This window comes from Stenotrophomonas sp. YJH_SMC_43 (assembly GCF_059372535.1).
On sequence record NZ_JCAFVQ010000010.1, the window covers coordinates 1 to 16,813 of the forward strand.

At 63.3% G+C, this 16,813-nt stretch carries 13 protein-coding genes and 1 tRNA gene; all 14 read left to right on the plus strand.

Translation table 11 applies throughout. The features are described 5' to 3' along the window. On the plus strand, nt 1–141 hold a 141-nt coding region (locus AC5QAH_RS21025), incomplete at its 5' end, for an EF-Tu C-terminal domain-related protein (protein ID WP_487247787.1). 103 nt (nt 142–244) lie between these two features. Then, nucleotides 245–320: transfer RNA gene (locus AC5QAH_RS21030), tRNA-Trp, on the plus strand. Nucleotides 321–369: 49 nt separating this feature from the next. Then, nucleotides 370–783 (plus strand): preprotein translocase subunit SecE, encoded by a 414-nt coding sequence (gene secE / locus AC5QAH_RS21035; RefSeq protein ID WP_010480389.1) that lies wholly within the window; start codon nt 370–372, stop codon nt 781–783. Nucleotides 784–793: 10 nt separating this feature from the next. Further along, complete coding sequence (nusG, locus tag AC5QAH_RS21040) at nt 794–1,354, plus strand: transcription termination/antitermination protein NusG (protein ID WP_004154362.1); 561 nt, start codon at nt 794–796, stop codon at nt 1,352–1,354. A 257-nt stretch (nt 1,355–1,611) separates the two neighbouring features. Then, nucleotides 1,612–2,040, plus strand: coding sequence for a 50S ribosomal protein L11 (gene rplK / locus AC5QAH_RS21045; protein ID WP_004145248.1), 429 nt, complete (start codon nt 1,612–1,614; stop codon nt 2,038–2,040). Between the two features lie 4 nt (nt 2,041–2,044). After that, nucleotides 2,045–2,743 carry a 50S ribosomal protein L1 gene (rplA, locus tag AC5QAH_RS21050; RefSeq protein WP_004154350.1) on the plus strand — a complete coding sequence of 233 codons (699 nt, stop codon included), beginning with the start codon at nt 2,045–2,047 and terminating at the stop codon, nt 2,741–2,743. 386 nt (nt 2,744–3,129) lie between these two features. After that, a complete protein-coding gene (rplJ, locus tag AC5QAH_RS21055) occupies nt 3,130–3,666 on the plus strand; it encodes a 50S ribosomal protein L10 (RefSeq protein WP_010480377.1) in 537 nt (178 codons plus the stop codon). Between the two features lie 63 nt (nt 3,667–3,729). After that, complete coding sequence (rplL, locus tag AC5QAH_RS21060) at nt 3,730–4,098, plus strand: 50S ribosomal protein L7/L12 (RefSeq protein WP_010480374.1); 369 nt, start codon at nt 3,730–3,732, stop codon at nt 4,096–4,098. A gap of 329 nt (nt 4,099–4,427) precedes the next feature. Then, the gene (gene rpoB, locus AC5QAH_RS21065) at nt 4,428–8,582 is read left to right on the plus strand and encodes a DNA-directed RNA polymerase subunit beta (RefSeq protein WP_010480373.1); all 4,155 of its coding nucleotides are present in this window, start codon (nt 4,428–4,430) and stop codon (nt 8,580–8,582) included. 87 nt (nt 8,583–8,669) lie between these two features. Continuing rightward, nucleotides 8,670–12,893 carry a DNA-directed RNA polymerase subunit beta' gene (gene rpoC / locus AC5QAH_RS21070; RefSeq protein ID WP_010480372.1) on the plus strand — a complete coding sequence of 1,408 codons (4,224 nt, stop codon included), beginning with the start codon at nt 8,670–8,672 and terminating at the stop codon, nt 12,891–12,893. Nucleotides 12,894–13,176: 283 nt separating this feature from the next. Next, nucleotides 13,177–13,551 carry a 30S ribosomal protein S12 gene (gene rpsL / locus AC5QAH_RS21075; protein ID WP_004145320.1) on the plus strand — a complete coding sequence of 125 codons (375 nt, stop codon included), beginning with the start codon at nt 13,177–13,179 and terminating at the stop codon, nt 13,549–13,551. 12 nt (nt 13,552–13,563) lie between these two features. Then, entirely contained in the window at nt 13,564–14,037 is a 474-nt protein-coding gene (rpsG, locus tag AC5QAH_RS21080) for a 30S ribosomal protein S7 (RefSeq protein ID WP_004145321.1), read from the plus strand. A gap of 141 nt (nt 14,038–14,178) precedes the next feature. After that, complete coding sequence (fusA, locus tag AC5QAH_RS21085) at nt 14,179–16,320, plus strand: elongation factor G (protein ID WP_010480354.1); 2,142 nt, start codon at nt 14,179–14,181, stop codon at nt 16,318–16,320. Between the two features lie 52 nt (nt 16,321–16,372). Next, a partial coding sequence (locus AC5QAH_RS21090; RefSeq protein WP_495232550.1) for a GTP-binding protein occupies nt 16,373–16,813 on the plus strand: 441 nt, incomplete at its 3' end.

Consider the following 16,813-nt stretch of genomic DNA (forward strand, 5'->3'; position numbering starts at 1 on the left):
GAAATGGTGATGCCGGGTGACAACGTCAAGATGGTCGTCACCCTGATCAACCCGGTGGCAATGGACGAAGGCCTGCGCTTCGCCATCCGCGAAGGCGGCCGTACCGTCGGCGCCGGCGTGGTCTCGAAGATCATCGAGTAAGCCTGCAGTACCGGTGGTTGCATAGCGCCGCCGGTTACGCGAATGGCGGGCCGGGAACCTCGGTCCGCCTTCGCCGTCTAAGGGAAGGCAAGTTTCAATACGTACGCCAGTAGCTCAATTGGCAGAGCAGCGGTCTCCAAAACCGCAGGTTGGGGGTTCGAGTCCCTCCTGGCGTGCCATCTGCCCACCTTATCCAGCGGCCTGGGCCGCTAAAGCAGACACAGCCGGATGAATAGCAAGATCGAACACTCCAAGGACAACTCCGCCAATGGCGGGGATATCGTCAAGTACGTCGCCGCATCGCTGCTGGTGCTGGCTGGTCTGTTCGTCTGGTTCTGGTTCTCCGCCGACTCCGGTCGCGCCACCCAGCTGGGTGCGTGGGCGGGTCAGCTGCGTGCGTTGGCGGTTGTAGTCGGTCTGGTTGGCGGTATCGGCGTGTTCATGCTGACCGGCAAGGGGCGCGACACCCGCGAATTCCTCTCCGAGTCGCGCTTCGAACTGCGCAAGGTGGTCTGGCCGACGCGCCAGGAAGCCATCCGCATGACCTGGGTCGTGATGGTGGTGGTAACCATTCTCAGCCTGCTGCTGGGTGGGTTCGATTACGTCATTCAGTGGCTGATTCAGCTGTTCCTGAGCCGCTAAGGAGAATTGCATGAAGCGTTGGTACGTCGTTCACGCCTATTCGGGCTTCGAGAAGTCGGTGGCGCAGGCTCTGCGCGATCGCATCGTCCGTGACGGCATGGAAGAGCGCTTCGGCGATGTCCTGGTCCCGACCGAAGAAGTGGTCGAGATGCGCGCTGGCCAGAAGCGCCGCTCCGAGCGCAAGTTCTTCCCGGGTTACGTGCTGGTCCAGATCGAGACCCACGAAGAAGCCGGTATTCCGCGCATCGACAACGAAAGCTGGCACCTGGTCAAGGAAACCCCGCGCGTCATGGGCTTCATCGGCGGCACTGCCGACCGTCCGCTGCCGATCGCCGATTCCGAGGCCGAAGCCATCCTGAACCGCGTTCAGGAAGGCGTCGAGAAGCCGCGTCCGAAGGTGCTGTTCGAGCCGGGCCAGATGGTCCGCGTCACCGACGGCCCGTTCAACGATTTCAATGGCGTCGTCGAAGAGGTCAACTACGAGAAGAGCCGTCTGCGCGTCTCGGTGCTGATCTTCGGCCGTGCCACTCCGGTCGAACTCGAGTTCGGCCAGGTCGAAAAGGCCGTCTGATCCAGTCGTAGAGTCGAGCCATGCTCGACTCCGGACAAGAAACCGGGCTTGGCCCGGTTTCTCTCGTTTACGTGCCGCTTCAGGCATGTGAAGAAAAAACCTGATATAGTGCGCGGCTCCCCGCTGGGAAGCCAGCAGGACGAGGCCGCCGCAAGGTGGCCTTCAGCATGATTTCAAAACGCGATGCCGGGACGCGTGATTCCCGGTCCGATGGGGAGCCTGTTGTCGAAAGGCGCTAGCACCCGGAGAGTACTCACATGGCAAAGAAAGTTGTCGGTTACATCAAGCTGCAGGTGAAGGCCGGTCAGGCCAACCCCTCGCCGCCGGTCGGTCCTGCGCTGGGTCAGCGCGGTCTGAACATCATGGAATTCTGCAAGGCGTTCAACGCTGCCACGCAGAAGCTCGAGCCGGGCCTGCCGGTTCCGGTGATCATCACGGCCTACTCGGACCGTACGTTCACCTTCATCACCAAGAGCACCCCGGCCACCACCCTGCTGAAGAAGGCCGCTGGCATCTCGTCGGGCTCCAAGCGCCCGAACACCGAGAAGGTCGGCAAGGTCACCCGTAAGCAGCTGGAAGAGATCGCCAAGGCGAAGGAACCGGATCTGACTGCCGCCGATCTGGACGCCGCCGTGCGTACCATCGCTGGCTCTGCCCGTTCCATGGGCCTCGTGGTGGAGGGTTAATAAGATGGCACAGACCAAGCGTGAGAAGGCCATCAAGGCCGCCGTCGTTCCGGGTAAGGCATACGCCTTCGAGGACGCGATCAACATCCTGAAGAGCGCCACCAAGGCCAAGTTCGTCGAGTCGATCGACGTCGCTGTGCGCCTGGGCGTCGATGCGAAGAAGTCCGACCAGCAGGTCCGTGGCTCCACCGTGCTGCCGGCCGGTACCGGCAAGTCGGTCCGCGTCGCCGTGTTCGCTCCGGCCGGTGCCAAGGCTGACGAAGCCCTGGCCGCTGGCGCCGAAGCCGTCGGTATGGATGACCTGGCCGAGAAGATGCAGGCCGGCGATCTGAACTACGACGTCGTCATCGCGACCCCGGACGCCATGCGCGTCGTCGGTAAGCTGGGCACCGTGCTGGGCCCGCGCGGCCTGATGCCGAACCCGAAGGTCGGCACCGTTTCCCCGAACCCGGGTGAAGCCGTGAAGAACGCCAAGTCGGGTCAGGTCCGTTACCGCACCGACAAGGCCGGCATCATCCACTGCACCATCGGCAAGGCCGACTTCGCCGAAGACGCGCTGAAGTCGAACCTGACCGCGCTGCTGCTGGACCTGATCAAGGCCAAGCCGGCCACCTCGAAGGGCACCTACCTGCAGAAGGTTTCGGTCAGCTCGACGATGGGCCCGGGCGTCACCGTCGACCAGTCGTCGCTGACCCTGAAGTAATTGTTTCAAGCGGTCACGGTACCTTCGGTGCCGTGACCGTGACATTTGAAGGCATCGCTGGCAGTGCATCGCCCGCGGTAGCCGTCAAAGACCGCAGGCGCGGTCGTGGCAATACCGGCGACGGGCACGGAAGCTCGATCTGGCAAGGAGTCGCCGCCGGAGCAGTCATGAGCGCTTAATCGATTCCCCGGAATCACCCTGCGTAGATGGTGCCCTTCTGGAGTTTTTCTGGTTCACGCACGTCTGGGTTTCCCAGGTTGGCCCACTCCAGGTCTAGAACGGCCCACCCCCGGAACATCATCCCGATGTTCCCGGCGTCCAGGACGGATGCCGCACAGGACCGCACACGGCAGGAGCCGTAAGCGGAGTTCAATAGGAGGAGTGCAATGGCTCTCAATCTGTCCCAGAAGCAAGAAGTAGTCGCCGAGCTGGCAGACGTCGCCGCCAAGGCCCACTCCTTGATCGCAGCCGAATACGCTGGCACCACGGTCGCCCAGATGACCGCGATGCGCAAGCAGGCTCGTGAAACCGGTGTTTTCTTGAAGGTTGTCAAGAACACCCTGGCTTCGCGCGCCGTTGAAGGCACCGAGTTCGCAGTCGCCCAGGACCAGATGGTTGGTCCGCTGCTGTACGCGTTCTCGCTCGAGGAGCCCGGCGCTGCCGGTCGCCTGATCAAGGAAGCCGCCAAGGGCAACGACAAGCTGAAGGCTAAGGTCGTCGCCATCGGTGGCGAAGTGTTCCCGGCAAGCCACGTCGAAGTGCTGGCCTCGCTGCCGACCCGCGACCAGGCCCTGGCCATGCTGGCCCGCGTCCTGACCGAGCCGGTCACGATGTTTGCCCGCGCCATCAAGGCCGTTGGCGAGAAGCAGGGTGGTGGCGACGTCGCCGCCGACGCTGCCGAGCCGGCCGCCGAGACCGCCTGAGTTTCGACTTACCGTGGTTCCTGACGGAACCTCAACCCAGAAAATCATCCAAAGGTATTAATCATGTCCCTTACCAACGAACAGATCGTCGACGCCATCGCCGAGAAGTCCCTGATGGAAGTGATGGAGCTGGTCAAGGCCATCGAAGAGAAGTTCGGCGTCTCCGCCGCTGCTCCGGTTGCCGTGGCTGCTGCCGCTGGCCCGGCTGCTGCTGTTGAAGAGCAGACCGAGTTCACCGTCACCCTGAAGTCGGCCGGCGACAAGAAGGTCGAAGTCATCAAGGCCGTCCGCGCCATCACCGGCCTGGGCCTGAAGGAAGCGAAGGACCTGGCCGAAGCCGGTGGCGTCCTGAAGGAAGGCGCTTCGAAGGACGACGCCGAGAAGATGAAGAAGGACCTGGAAGCTGCTGGCGCGACTGTCGAAGTCAAGTAAGCAGTTACCTTGCATCGTCACCGATTCACGGCGATGCAGCCAAGGCTGGGGGCGTAAGCCCCCGGCCTTTGGTCGTTGTTGCAGTGTTGTAGATCCACGCCGTGCGTGGATGTGAAAAACAGCAGGAAAAAGCCCAACACGGGCTGCGGTCAGACCCCGGCCGGCCAGCGCAGCGCGCGGCAGCGGGGGAGTGGATGCAGACGAGTTGGCAGTTGGAAGTAGCGGGAGAAGGCGTGCTGGTGCCGGCAATACCAGCGACTTCCAACTGACAATTTCAAGTTCCCTTCGGATCGTGGGCGCACGATCCGCACAACAAGGTGGAAGACCTCATGACGTCCTATTCGTTCACCGAAAAAAAGCGTATCCGCAAGGATTTCGGCAAGCAGCGCTCGATTCTCGAAGTGCCGTTCCTGCTCGCCATCCAGGTGGATTCCTATCGTGAATTCCTGCAGGAAAACGTCGATCCGGCCAAGCGCACGGACCACGGCCTGCACGCTGCGCTGAAGTCGGTCTTCCCGATCGCCAGCTACAGCGGCAATGCTGCCCTGGAATACGTCGGCTACAAGCTGGGCGAACCGGTCTTCGACGAGCGTGAGTGCCGCCAGCGTGGCATGAGCTACGGCGCCCCGCTGCGCGTGACCGTGCGCCTGGTGATCTACGACCGTGAGTCGTCGACCAAGGCCATCAAGTACGTGAAGGAGCAGGAGGTCTATCTGGGCGAAATCCCGCTGATGACCGAGAACGGCACCTTCATCGTCAACGGCACCGAGCGCGTCATCGTCTCGCAGCTGCACCGCTCGCCGGGTGTGTTCTTCGACCACGACCGTGGCAAGACCCACAGCTCGGGCAAGCTGCTGTACAGCGCCCGCATCATTCCTTACCGCGGTTCCTGGCTGGACTTCGAGTTCGACCCGAAGGACGCGCTGTTCACCCGTATCGACCGCCGCCGCAAGCTGCCGGTGTCGATCCTGCTGCGCGCGCTTGGCTACAGCAACGAAGAGATGCTGGCCGAGTTCTTCGAGATCAACACCTTCCACATCAACCCGGATGAAGGCGTCCAGCTGGAGCTGGTGCCGGAACGCCTGCGTGGCGAAACCCTGGGCTTTGACCTCGCCGACGGCGACAAGGTCATCGTGGAAGCCGGCAAGCGCATCACCGCGCGCCACATCAAGCAGCTGGAAGCCTCGGGCATCGCCGCCCTGGCCGTGCCGGACGACTACATCGTCGGCCGCATCCTGTCGCACGACGTGGTCGACGCCTCGACCGGCGAACTGCTGGCCCAGGCCAATGACGAGATCACCGACGAGCAGCTGCAGGCCTTCCGCAAGGCTGGCGTGGATGCCGTGGGCACCCTGTGGGTGAACGATCTGGATCGTGGCCCGTACCTGTCCAACACCCTGCGCATCGACCCGACCAAGACCCAGCTGGAAGCCCTGGTCGAGATCTACCGCATGATGCGTCCGGGCGAGCCGCCGACCAAGGATGCCGCGCAGAACCTGTTCCACAACCTGTTCTTCACCTTCGAGCGCTACGACCTGTCCGCGGTCGGCCGCATGAAGTTCAACCGTCGCGTGGGCCGCAAGGAAACCACCGGCGAAGCCGTGCTGTACGACCGCAAGTACTACGGTGAGCGCAACGACGAAGAGTCCAAGCGCCTGGTCGCCGCCCATGGCGACAGCTCCGACATCCTGGACGTGATCAAGGTCCTGACCGAGATCCGCAACGGTCGCGGCGTGGTCGACGATATCGACCACCTGGGCAACCGTCGCGTGCGTTCGGTCGGTGAAATGGCCGAGAACGTGTTCCGCGTGGGCCTGGTCCGCGTCGAGCGCGCGGTCAAGGAGCGCCTGTCGATGGCCGAGTCGGAAGGCCTGACCCCGCAGGAACTGATCAACGCCAAGCCGGTCGCCGCTGCCATCAAGGAGTTCTTCGGCTCCTCGCAGCTGTCGCAGTTCATGGACCAGAACAACCCGCTGTCGGAAGTGACCCACAAGCGTCGCGTCTCGGCCCTGGGCCCGGGCGGCCTGACCCGTGAGCGCGCCGGCTTCGAAGTGCGTGACGTGCACCCGACCCATTACGGCCGCGTCTGCACCATCGAAACCCCGGAAGGCCCGAACATCGGCCTGATCAACTCGCTGGCCGTGTACGCCCGCACCAACCAGTACGGTTTCCTTGAGACCCCGTACCGCAAGGTCGTGGACGGCAAGGTCTATGACGAAGTCGAGTTCCTGTCGGCGATCGAAGAAAACGAGTACGTCATTGCGCAGGCCAACGCCCTGACCAATGCCGACAGCATGCTGACCGAGCAGTTCGTTCCGTGCCGCTTCCAGGGCGAATCGCTGCTGAAGCCGCCGGCGGAAGTCCACTTCATGGACGTCTCGCCGATGCAGACCGTGTCGATCGCGGCCGCGCTGGTTCCGTTCCTGGAGCACGATGACGCGAACCGCGCACTGATGGGCGCCAACATGCAGCGTCAGGCCGTGCCGACCCTGCGTGCGCAGAAGCCGCTGGTCGGTACCGGCATCGAGCGCGCCGTGGCCCGTGACTCCGGTGTGACCGTGAACGCCCGTCGTGGTGGCGAGATCGTGCAGATCGACGCCGCCCGCATCGTGGTCAAGGTCAACGAGGAAGAGATCGTTGGCGCCACCGACGCAGGCGTGGACATCTACAACCTGGTCAAGTACACCCGTTCGAACCAGAACACCTGCATCAACCAGCGTCCGCTGGTCCAGGTGGGTGACGTCATCGCCCGCGGCGACGTGCTGGCCGACGGTCCGTCCACCGACATCGGCGAACTGGCCCTGGGCCAGAACATGCTGATCGCGTTCATGCCGTGGAACGGCTACAACTTCGAAGACTCCATCCTGCTCTCCGAGCGCGTGGTGGAAGAGGATCGTTACACCACGATCCACATCGAAGAGCTGACCTGCGTTGCGCGTGACACCAAGCTGGGGCCGGAGGAAATCTCCGCCGACATCCCGAACGTCTCCGAGCAGGCGCTGAACCGCCTGGACGAGAGCGGCGTGGTGTACATCGGTGCCGAAGTCCGCGCCGGCGACATCATGGTCGGCAAGGTCACCCCGAAGGGCGAAAGCCAGCTGACCCCGGAAGAGAAGCTGCTGCGCGCGATCTTCGGCGAGAAGGCTTCGGACGTTAAGGACAGCTCGCTGCGCGTTCCGCCGGGCATGGACGGCACCGTCATCGACGTGCAGGTCTTCACCCGCGACGGCATCGAGAAGGACAAGCGCGCCCGCCAGATCGAAGAGTCTGAAATCAAGCGCGTCAAGAAGGACTTCGACGACCAGTTCCGCATCCTGGAAGCCGCCATCTACATGCGTCTGCGTTCGCAGATCGTGGGCAAGGTGGTCAACGGTGGCGCTGGCCTGAAGAAGGGTGACGTGATCAGCGACGCCTTCCTGGACGGCCTGAAGAAGGCTGACTGGTTCGCCCTGCGCATGAAGGACGAGGACGCTTCGGAAGCCATCGAGCGCGCGCAGAAGCAGATCCAGGCGCACGAGAAGGAGTTCGAGCGTCGCTTCGCCGACAAGCGCGGCAAGATCACCGCCGGTGACGACCTCGCCCCGGGCGTGCTGAAGATGGTCAAGGTATTCCTGGCCGTGAAGCGCCGCATCCAGCCGGGTGACAAGATGGCAGGCCGCCACGGCAACAAGGGTGTGGTCTCCAACGTGGTGCCGGTCGAGGACATGCCGTACATGGCCTCGGGCGAGACCGTGGACATCGTGCTGAACCCGCTGGGCGTGCCGTCGCGTATGAACATCGGCCAGATCCTGGAAGTGCACCTGGGCTGGGCCGCCAAGGGCCTGGGCCGCAAGATCCAGGCGATGATGGAGGCCCAAGCCGCCGTTGCCGACCTGCGCAAGTTCCTGGACGACATCTACAACCACGACGACACCAACGTGGCCAACCGTGTCGACCTGTCGCAGTTCAGCGACGAGGAACTGCTGCGTCTGGCCCGCAACCTGACCGACGGCGTGCCGATGGCCACTCCGGTGTTCGACGGCGCCACCGAAGCGGAAATCAAGCGCATGCTGGAACTGGCCGACCTGCCGAGCAGTGGCCAGACCCAGCTGTACGACGGCCGCACCGGTGAAGCGTTCGATCGCCACACCACCGTGGGTTACATGCACTACCTGAAGCTGAACCACCTGGTCGACGACAAGATGCACGCCCGTTCGACCGGTCCGTACTCGCTCGTCACCCAGCAGCCGCTGGGCGGCAAGGCGCAGTTCGGCGGCCAGCGCTTCGGTGAAATGGAAGTCTGGGCGCTGGAAGCCTACGGCGCGGCCTACACCCTGCAGGAAATGCTGACGGTGAAGTCCGATGACGTGCAGGGCCGCAACCAGATGTACAAGAACATCGTCGACGGTGAGCACGAGATGGTCGCGGGCATGCCGGAATCCTTCAACGTGCTCGTGAAGGAAATCCGCTCGCTGGCTATCAACATGGAACTGGAAGACAACTGATCCATGCCGGCGCGGCGGTCCGCCGCCGCGCCGCTGGCAGTGAACTGAAAGCCCATCGACACAGCATTCCTCCTTCTGGAGAACACCATGAAAGACCTGCTCAACCTCTTCAACCAGCAGCGCCAGACGCTGGACTTCGACGCGATCAAGATCGCGCTGGCTTCGCCGGACCTGATCCGTTCGTGGTCCTTCGGCGAAGTGAAGAAGCCGGAAACCATCAACTACCGTACCTTCAAGCCGGAACGCGACGGCCTGTTCTGCGCCGCCATCTTCGGCCCGGTGAAGGACTACGAGTGCCTGTGCGGCAAGTACAAGCGCATGAAGCACCGCGGCGTGGTCTGCGAAAAGTGCGGCACCGAAGTGACCCTGGCCAAGGTGCGTCGCGAGCGCATGGGCCACATCGACCTGGCCTCGCCGGTCGCGCACATCTGGTTCCTGAAGTCGCTGCCGTCGCGCATCGGCCTGATGCTGGACATGACCCTGCGCGACATCGAGCGCGTGCTGTACTTCGAAGCCTACGTGGTGACCGAGCCGGGCCTGACCGCCCTGGAACGCCGCCAGCTGCTGACCGAAGAACAGTACCTGCAGGCCCGCCAGGAGCACGGTGACGACTTCGACGCCGCCATGGGCGCCGAGGCCGTGTACGAACTGCTGCGCACCATCGACCTGCAGTCGGAAATGACCCGCCTGCGCGAGGAAATCGCCGCTACCGGTTCGGAAACCAAGCTCAAGCGCCTCACCAAGCGCATCAAGCTGATCGAAGCCTTCCTGGAATCGGGCAACCGTCCGGAATGGATGGTCATGACCGTGCTGCCGGTGCTGCCGCCGGACCTGCGTCCGCTGGTCCCGCTGGATGGCGGCCGCTTCGCGACCTCCGACCTGAACGACCTGTACCGCCGCGTCATCAACCGCAACAACCGCCTGCGCCGCCTGCTCGAACTGAGCGCGCCGGACATCATCGTGCGCAATGAAAAGCGCATGCTGCAGGAATCGGTCGATGCGCTGCTGGACAACGGCCGTCGTGGCCGTGCCATCACCGGCACCAACAAGCGCCCGCTGAAGTCGCTGGCCGACATGATCAAGGGCAAGCAGGGTCGCTTCCGCCAGAACCTGCTCGGCAAGCGCGTCGACTACTCGGGCCGTTCGGTCATCGTGGTCGGTCCGTACCTGCGCCTGCACCAGTGCGGCCTGCCGAAGAAGATGGCGCTCGAGCTGTTCAAGCCGTTCGTCTTCGCCAAGCTGCAGCGTCGTGGCCTGGCCACCACCATCAAGGCTGCCAAGAAGCTGGTCGAGCGCGAAGAAGCCGAAGTCTGGGACATCCTGGAAGAGGTCATCCGCGAGCATCCGGTGATGCTGAACCGTGCGCCGACCCTGCACCGTCTGGGCATCCAGGCGTTCGAGCCGGTGCTGATCGAAGGCAAGGCCATCCAGCTGCATCCGCTGGTCTGCACCGCGTTCAACGCCGACTTCGACGGTGACCAGATGGCCGTCCACGTGCCGCTCTCGCTGGAAGCCCAGCTGGAAGCGCGTGCGCTGATGATGTCCACCAACAACATCCTGTCGCCGGCCAACGGCGAGCCGATCATTGTGCCGTCGCAGGACGTCGTGCTGGGTCTGTACTACATGACCCGCTCGCTGGAAAACAAGAAGGGCGAGGGCATGGCCTTCGCCAACATCGCCGAAGTCAAGCGTGCCTATGACAACCGCGTGGTGGAACTGCACGCCAAGGTCAAGGTCCGCATCACCGAGGTGGTGACCGACGAAGACGGCAACAAGCAGAACAAGACCTCGATCGTGGACACCACGATCGGTCGTGCCCTGCTGGCTGAAATCCTGCCGGAAGGCCTGCCGTTCGCGCTGGCCAATGTCGAGCTGACCAAGAAGAACATCAGCCGCCTGATCAACTCCAGCTACCGCCAGCTGGGCCTGAAGGACACGGTCGTGTTCGCCGACAAGCTGATGTACACCGGCTTCGCCTATGCGACCCGCGCCGGCGTCTCCATTGGCATCGACGACATGCTGATCCCGGACGAGAAGAAGGGCATCCTCACCGAGGCCGAAGCCGAAGTGCTGGAAATCCAGGAGCAGTACCAGTCGGGCCTGGTCACCGCCGGCGAGCGCTACAACAAGGTGGTCGACATCTGGTCGCGCACCAACGAGCGCATCGCCAAGGCGATGATGGACACCATCGGTACCGAGAAGGTGGTCAACGCCAAGGGTGAGACCATCGACCAGAAGTCGATGAACTCGCTGTACATCATGGCCGACTCCGGTGCGCGTGGTTCGCAGGCGCAGATCCGTCAGCTGGCCGGCATGCGCGGCCTGATGGCCCGTCCGGATGGCTCGATCATCGAGACGCCCATCAAGGCGAACTTCCGCGAAGGCCTGAACGTGCAGGAGTACTTCAACTCCACCCACGGTGCCCGTAAGGGTCTGGCCGATACCGCGCTGAAGACCGCGAACTCGGGTTACCTGACCCGTCGTCTGGTCGACGTCGCGCAGGACGTGGTGATCACCGAGGTGGATTGCGGTACCACCGAAGGCCTGATCATGACCCCGATCGTGGAAGGCGGCGACGTGGTCGAGCCGCTGAAGGACCGCGTGCTGGGTCGCGTGGTTGCCGAGGACGTGTTCCTGCCGGGCAACGACGAAGATCCGATCGTCACCCGCAACACCCTGCTGGACGAAGCCTGGGTTGCCAAGCTGGAAGATGCCGGCGTGCAGACCATCAAGGTCCGCTCGACCATCTCCTGCGAATCGGCCTTCGGTGTCTGCTCGCGCTGCTACGGCCGCGATCTGGCCCGTGGTCACCTGGTCAACATCGGTGAAGCGGTCGGCGTCATCGCCGCCCAGTCCATCGGTGAGCCGGGTACCCAGCTGACCATGCGTACGTTCCACATCGGTGGTGCGGCGTCGCGAGCTGCTGCGGTCGACAACATCACCGTCAAGACCACCGGCTCGGTCAAGTTCAGCAACCTCAAGTCCGTCGAGCATGCCAACGGCTCGCTGGTGGCAGTGTCGCGCTCGGGCGAAATCTCGGTGCTCGATGCCCACGGCCGTGAGCGTGAGCGTTACAAGCTGCCGTACGGTGCGACCATCACGTCCAAGGACGGTGATGCGATCAAGGCGGGCCAGACCGTGGCCAACTGGGATCCGCATAACCACCCGATCGTGTCGGAAGTGGCCGGCTTCATCCGCTTCATCGACTTCGTCGACGGCATCACCGTCATCGAGAAGACCGACGAGCTGACCGGCCTTGCTTCGCGCGAAATCACCGATCCGAAGCGTCGTGGTACCCAGGCCAAGGATCTGCGCCCGATCGTGCGCATCGTCGACGCCAAGGGCAACGACCTGTCGATTCCGGGCACCGACCTGCCGGCGCAGTACCTGCTGCCGCCGCGCTCGATCGTCAACCTGCAGGACGGCGCTGCCGTCGGCGTGGGTGACGTGGTCGCCAAGATTCCGCAGGAAGCGTCGAAGACCCGCGACATCACCGGTGGTCTGCCGCGCGTGGCCGATCTGTTCGAAGCGCGCAAGCCGAAGGATCCGGCGGTGCTGGCCGAGCGTTCGGGCATCATCAGCTTCGGCAAGGACACCAAGGGCAAGCAGCGCCTGATCATCAAGGACACCGATGGTTCGGAGCACGAAGAGCTGATTCCGAAGTACCGCCAGGTCATCGTGTTCGAAGGCGAGCATGTCACCAAGGGTGAAACCATCGTGGACGGCGAGCCGAGCCCGCAGGACATCCTGCGCCTGCTGGGTGTCGAACCGTTGGCGGCCTACCTGGTGAAGGAAATCCAGGACGTGTACCGCCTGCAGGGCGTGAAGATCAACGACAAGCACATCGAGGTGATCACCCGCCAGATGCTGCGCAAGGTCGAGATCACCGACCAGGGCAGCAGCAAGTTCCTGAACGGCGAGCAGGTGGAGCGTCAGCGCGTTATCGAGGAGAATGCGCGCCTGTCGACCCGCAACGAGCTGCCGGCGCACTTCGATCCGGTCCTGCTGGGTATCACCAAGGCCTCGCTGGCGACCGAATCGTTCATCTCGGCCGCGTCGTTCCAGGAAACCACCCGCGTGCTGACCGAAGCGGCCGTCCGCGGTACCAAGGACAACCTGCGCGGTCTGAAGGAAAACGTGATCGTGGGCCGCCTGATCCCGGCCGGTACCGGTCTGTCGTACCACAGCAGCCGCCGCCGCGGCGCTTCGGGTCTGACCGACTCGGAGATGCAGGCCCTGACCGGCACCCCGGCTGCAGTCGAGGCTCCGGCCGTTGAAGCTGAAGCTGAACAGGCGTCCGGCGAAGAATGAGGTATCCGGTCCGGCCGCAAGGCCGGACCACCCCGTCGGTTCATCGACGGGTAGGGAAAGGGCAGGGGAGGTCGTCCGCGATCGCCCCGGCCAACCTGAACGGGGTACATGGAGGCCCCCCAGTAACGTTCCAGGATCAGGAACGGGCTTGACAGGAGGCGTTTGACTGCTTTCCTGACGGGTTGCTACAATCGTCTGTCTCAGCAGGCCAGAATTTTGGCCTGCTTTAACATTTCCGCATCTCTGGTCGGATTTTCCGGCCACCAATCAGAAGAACCTACTGATGGCGACGATCAACCAGCTGGTCCGCAAGCCGCGGCAAGCGACCACCTACAAGAGTGCCTCGCCGGCGCTCGACAAGTGCCCGCAGCGCCGTGGCGTCTGCACCCGTGTCTACACCACCACTCCGAAGAAGCCGAACTCGGCTCTGCGCAAGGTTGCCAAGGTCCGCCTGACCAACCAGGAAGAAGTGATTTCCTACATCGGTGGTGAAGGCCACAACCTGCAGGAGCACTCCGTGGTCCTGATCCGCGGCGGTCGCGTCAAGGACCTGCCGGGTGTGCGTTACCACACCGTTCGTGGCTCGCTCGACGCCGCCGGCGTTGCCAAGCGTCGCCAGGCCCGTTCCAAGTACGGCGCCAAGCGTCCGAAGGCATAAGGAGAGAGCACTATGTCGCGTAAGGGTAATACTCCGCAGCGTTCCGTCCTGCCCGATCCGAAGCACGGAAGCGAAACCATCGCCCGCTTCATCAACATGGTCATGCAGAGCGGCAAGAAGTCCGTCGCCGAAAAGATCGTGTACGGCGCCATGGACGTGATCACCGAGAAGAACAGCAGCGCCAACGCCATTGAGCTGGTGCAGAAGGCTCTGGACAACGTCGCTCCGGCGGTCGAAGTCAAGTCGCGCCGCGTCGGTGGTGCCACCTACCAGGTGCCGGTCGAAGTGCGTTCGTCGCGCAAGATGGCTCTGGCCATGCGCTGGCTGATCGACTCCGCGCGCAAGCGTGGTGAGAACACCATGCCGAAGAAGCTGGCTGCTGAACTGATCGACGCCTCGGAAAACCGTGGCGGCGCCATCAAGAAGCGCGAAGAAACCCACCGCATGGCCGAAGCCAACAAGGCATTCGCCCACTACCGCTGGTGAGTTTGACGGCCTTGTAAAACAGGCAGGGCAGCACCACTTCGGTGCGTGCTGCCTCGCGGTCCCAGAAGGGCTGCGCCAATCCGAAGGCCGCCGAAAGGCGGCGTTCGGCCATCCGAAATCCAAGAAATCTGAGAGGCTCCCGTGGCCCGTTCCACTCCCATCGAGCGTTACCGTAACTTCGGCATCATGGCTCACATCGATGCCGGCAAGACCACCACGTCCGAGCGCATCCTGTTCTACACCGGCAAGAGCCACAAGATCGGTGAAGTGCACGACGGCGCCGCCACCATGGACTGGATGGAGCAGGAGCAGGAGCGTGGCATCACGATCCAGTCCGCTGCCACCACCGCGTTCTGGAAGGGCATGGACAAGTCCCTGCCGGAGCACCGCTTCAACATCATCGACACCCCCGGGCACGTCGACTTCACCATCGAAGTGGAGCGCTCGCTGCGCGTGCTCGACGGTGCCGTCTTCGTCCTGTGCGCCGTCGGTGGCGTGCAGCCGCAGTCGGAAACCGTGTGGCGCCAGGCCAACAAGTACCACGTGCCGCGCATCGCGTTCGTCAACAAGATGGACCGCACCGGTGCCAACTTCCAGAAGGTCGTCGGCCAGCTGAAGGCCAAGCTGGGCGCGGTTGCCGTGCCGATGCAGCTGCCGATCGGCGCTGAAGACAACTTCAAGGGCGTTGTCGACCTGCTGAAGATGAAGGCCATCCATTGGGATGAGGCTTCGCAGGGCATGAAGTTCGAGTACGGTGAAATCCCGGCCGAACTGCAGGGCCCGGCTGAAGAGGCTCGCCAGTTCATGGTCGAGACCGCTGCCGAAGCCAGCGAAGAGCTGATGGAAAAGTACCTGGGCGGCGAAGAGCTGGCCGAGGCTGAAATCATCAATGCGCTGCGTACCCGCACCCTGGCCACTGAAATCGTGCCGATGTACTGCGGCTCGGCCTTCAAGAACAAGGGCGTGCAGGCCATGCTGGACGGCGTGATCCAGCTGCTGCCGTCGCCGGTCGACGTGCCGGACGTGAAGGGCGTGGACGTTGACGACGACACCGTCGAAATGACCCGCAAGTCGGACGACAAGGCTCCGTTCTCGTCGCTGGCCTTCAAGATCATCACCGACCCGTTCGTCGGCGCGCTGACCTTCTTCCGTGTCTACTCGGGCACCCTGAACGGTGGCGACACCGTGCTGAACTCGGTGAAGGGCAAGAAGGAGCGCATCGGCCGCATCCTGCAGATGCACTCGAACAACCGCGAGGAAATCAAGGAAGTTCTGGCCGGTGACATCGCCGCTGCCGTGGGCCTGAAGGACACCACCACCGGTGACACCCTGTGCGCCGTGGACGCCCCGATCATCCTGGAGCGCATGACGTTCCCGGAGCCGGTGATCTCGATGGCCGTCGAGCCGAAGACCAAGTCGGACCAGGAAAAGATGGGTCTGGCCCTGGGCCGTCTGGCGCAGGAAGATCCGTCGTTCCGCGTCAAGACCGACGAAGAATCCGGCCAGACCATCATCTCGGGCATGGGCGAGCTGCACCTGGACATCATCGTCGACCGCCTGAAGCGCGAGTTCAACGTTGAAGCCAACGTCGGCGCGCCGCAGGTGGCCTACCGCGAAACCATCACCCTGGCCGACGTCAAGTCGGACTACAAGCACGCCAAGCAGTCCGGTGGTAAGGGTCAGTACGGTCACGTCGTGATCGAGCTGTCGCCGATCACCGCTGAAGATCGTGCCGATCCGAAGATCGCTCCGATGATCAAGGACGACTTCCTGTTCATCAACGACATCACCGGCGGCGTGATCCCGAAGGAATTCATTCCGTCGGTTGAAAAGGGCCTGCGCGAAACCATCACCAGCGGCCCGCTGGCTGGCTTCCCGGTCGTGGACGTCAAGGTGAAGCTGGTGTTCGGTTCGTACCACGACGTCGACTCCTCGGAAATGGCGTTCAAGCTGGCTTCGTCGATGGCCTTCAAGCAGGGCTTCGCCAAGGCCAAGCCGGTGCTGCTGGAGCCGATCATGAAGGTCGAGATCGTGACCCCGGAGGATTACCAGGGTGACGTGATGGGCGACGTCAGCCGTCGTCGCGGCGTGCTGCAGGGTTCCGACACCACCGGTGACGGTTCGGCCAGCATCATCAACGCGATGATCCCGCTGGGTGAAATGTTCGGCTACGCCACTGCGCTGCGTTCGCAGACCCAGGGCCGCGCCACCTTCACCATGGAATTCGATCACTACGAGCCGGCGCCGACCAACATCGCCGAAGCCGTCATGAAGAAGGGCTGAGCCTCGCTCAGCCTCTCTTGAAACCACTTACGAACAATCAAGGTATAGAACAATGGCAAAGGGTAAGTTCGAGCGCACCAAGCCGCACGTCAACGTCGGCACCATCGGTCACGTCGATCACGGCAAGACCACGCTGACCGCTGCACTGACCAAGATCGGTGCCGAGCGCTTCGGTGGCGAGTTCAAGGATTACTCCTCGATCGACGCCGCTCCGGAAGAAAAGGCTCGTGGTATCACGATCTCGACCGCGCACGTCGAATACGAATCCCCGGTCCGTCACTACGCCCACGTCGATTGCCCGGGCCACGCTGACTACGTCAAGAACATGATCACCGGTGCCGCCCAGATGGACGGCGCGATCCTGGTGTGCTCGGCCGCTGACGGCCCGATGCCGCAGACCCGCGAGCACATCCTGCTGTCGCGTCAGGTCGGCGTGCCGTACATCGTCGTGTTCCTGAACAAGGCCGACATGGTTGACGACGCCGAGCTGCTC

Excerpts from the sequence above, each read along its gene's own strand:
- rplL (WP_010480374.1), top strand. The coding sequence starts at position 3,730 with ATGTCCCTTACCAACGAACAGATCGTCGACGCCATCGCCGAGAAGTCC.
- rpoB (WP_010480373.1), top strand. The coding sequence starts at position 4,428 with ATGACGTCCTATTCGTTCACCGAAAAAAAGCGTATCCGCAAGGATTTC.
- nusG (WP_004154362.1), top strand. The coding sequence starts at position 794 with ATGAAGCGTTGGTACGTCGTTCACGCCTATTCGGGCTTCGAGAAGTCG.
- rpsL (WP_004145320.1), top strand. The coding sequence starts at position 13,177 with ATGGCGACGATCAACCAGCTGGTCCGCAAGCCGCGGCAAGCGACCACC.
- rplJ (WP_010480377.1), top strand. The coding sequence starts at position 3,130 with ATGGCTCTCAATCTGTCCCAGAAGCAAGAAGTAGTCGCCGAGCTGGCA.
- rplA (WP_004154350.1), top strand. The coding sequence starts at position 2,045 with ATGGCACAGACCAAGCGTGAGAAGGCCATCAAGGCCGCCGTCGTTCCG.
- secE (WP_010480389.1), top strand. The coding sequence starts at position 370 with ATGAATAGCAAGATCGAACACTCCAAGGACAACTCCGCCAATGGCGGG.
- rplK (WP_004145248.1), top strand. The coding sequence starts at position 1,612 with ATGGCAAAGAAAGTTGTCGGTTACATCAAGCTGCAGGTGAAGGCCGGT.
- rpsG (WP_004145321.1), top strand. The coding sequence starts at position 13,564 with ATGTCGCGTAAGGGTAATACTCCGCAGCGTTCCGTCCTGCCCGATCCG.
- rpoC (WP_010480372.1), top strand. The coding sequence starts at position 8,670 with ATGAAAGACCTGCTCAACCTCTTCAACCAGCAGCGCCAGACGCTGGAC.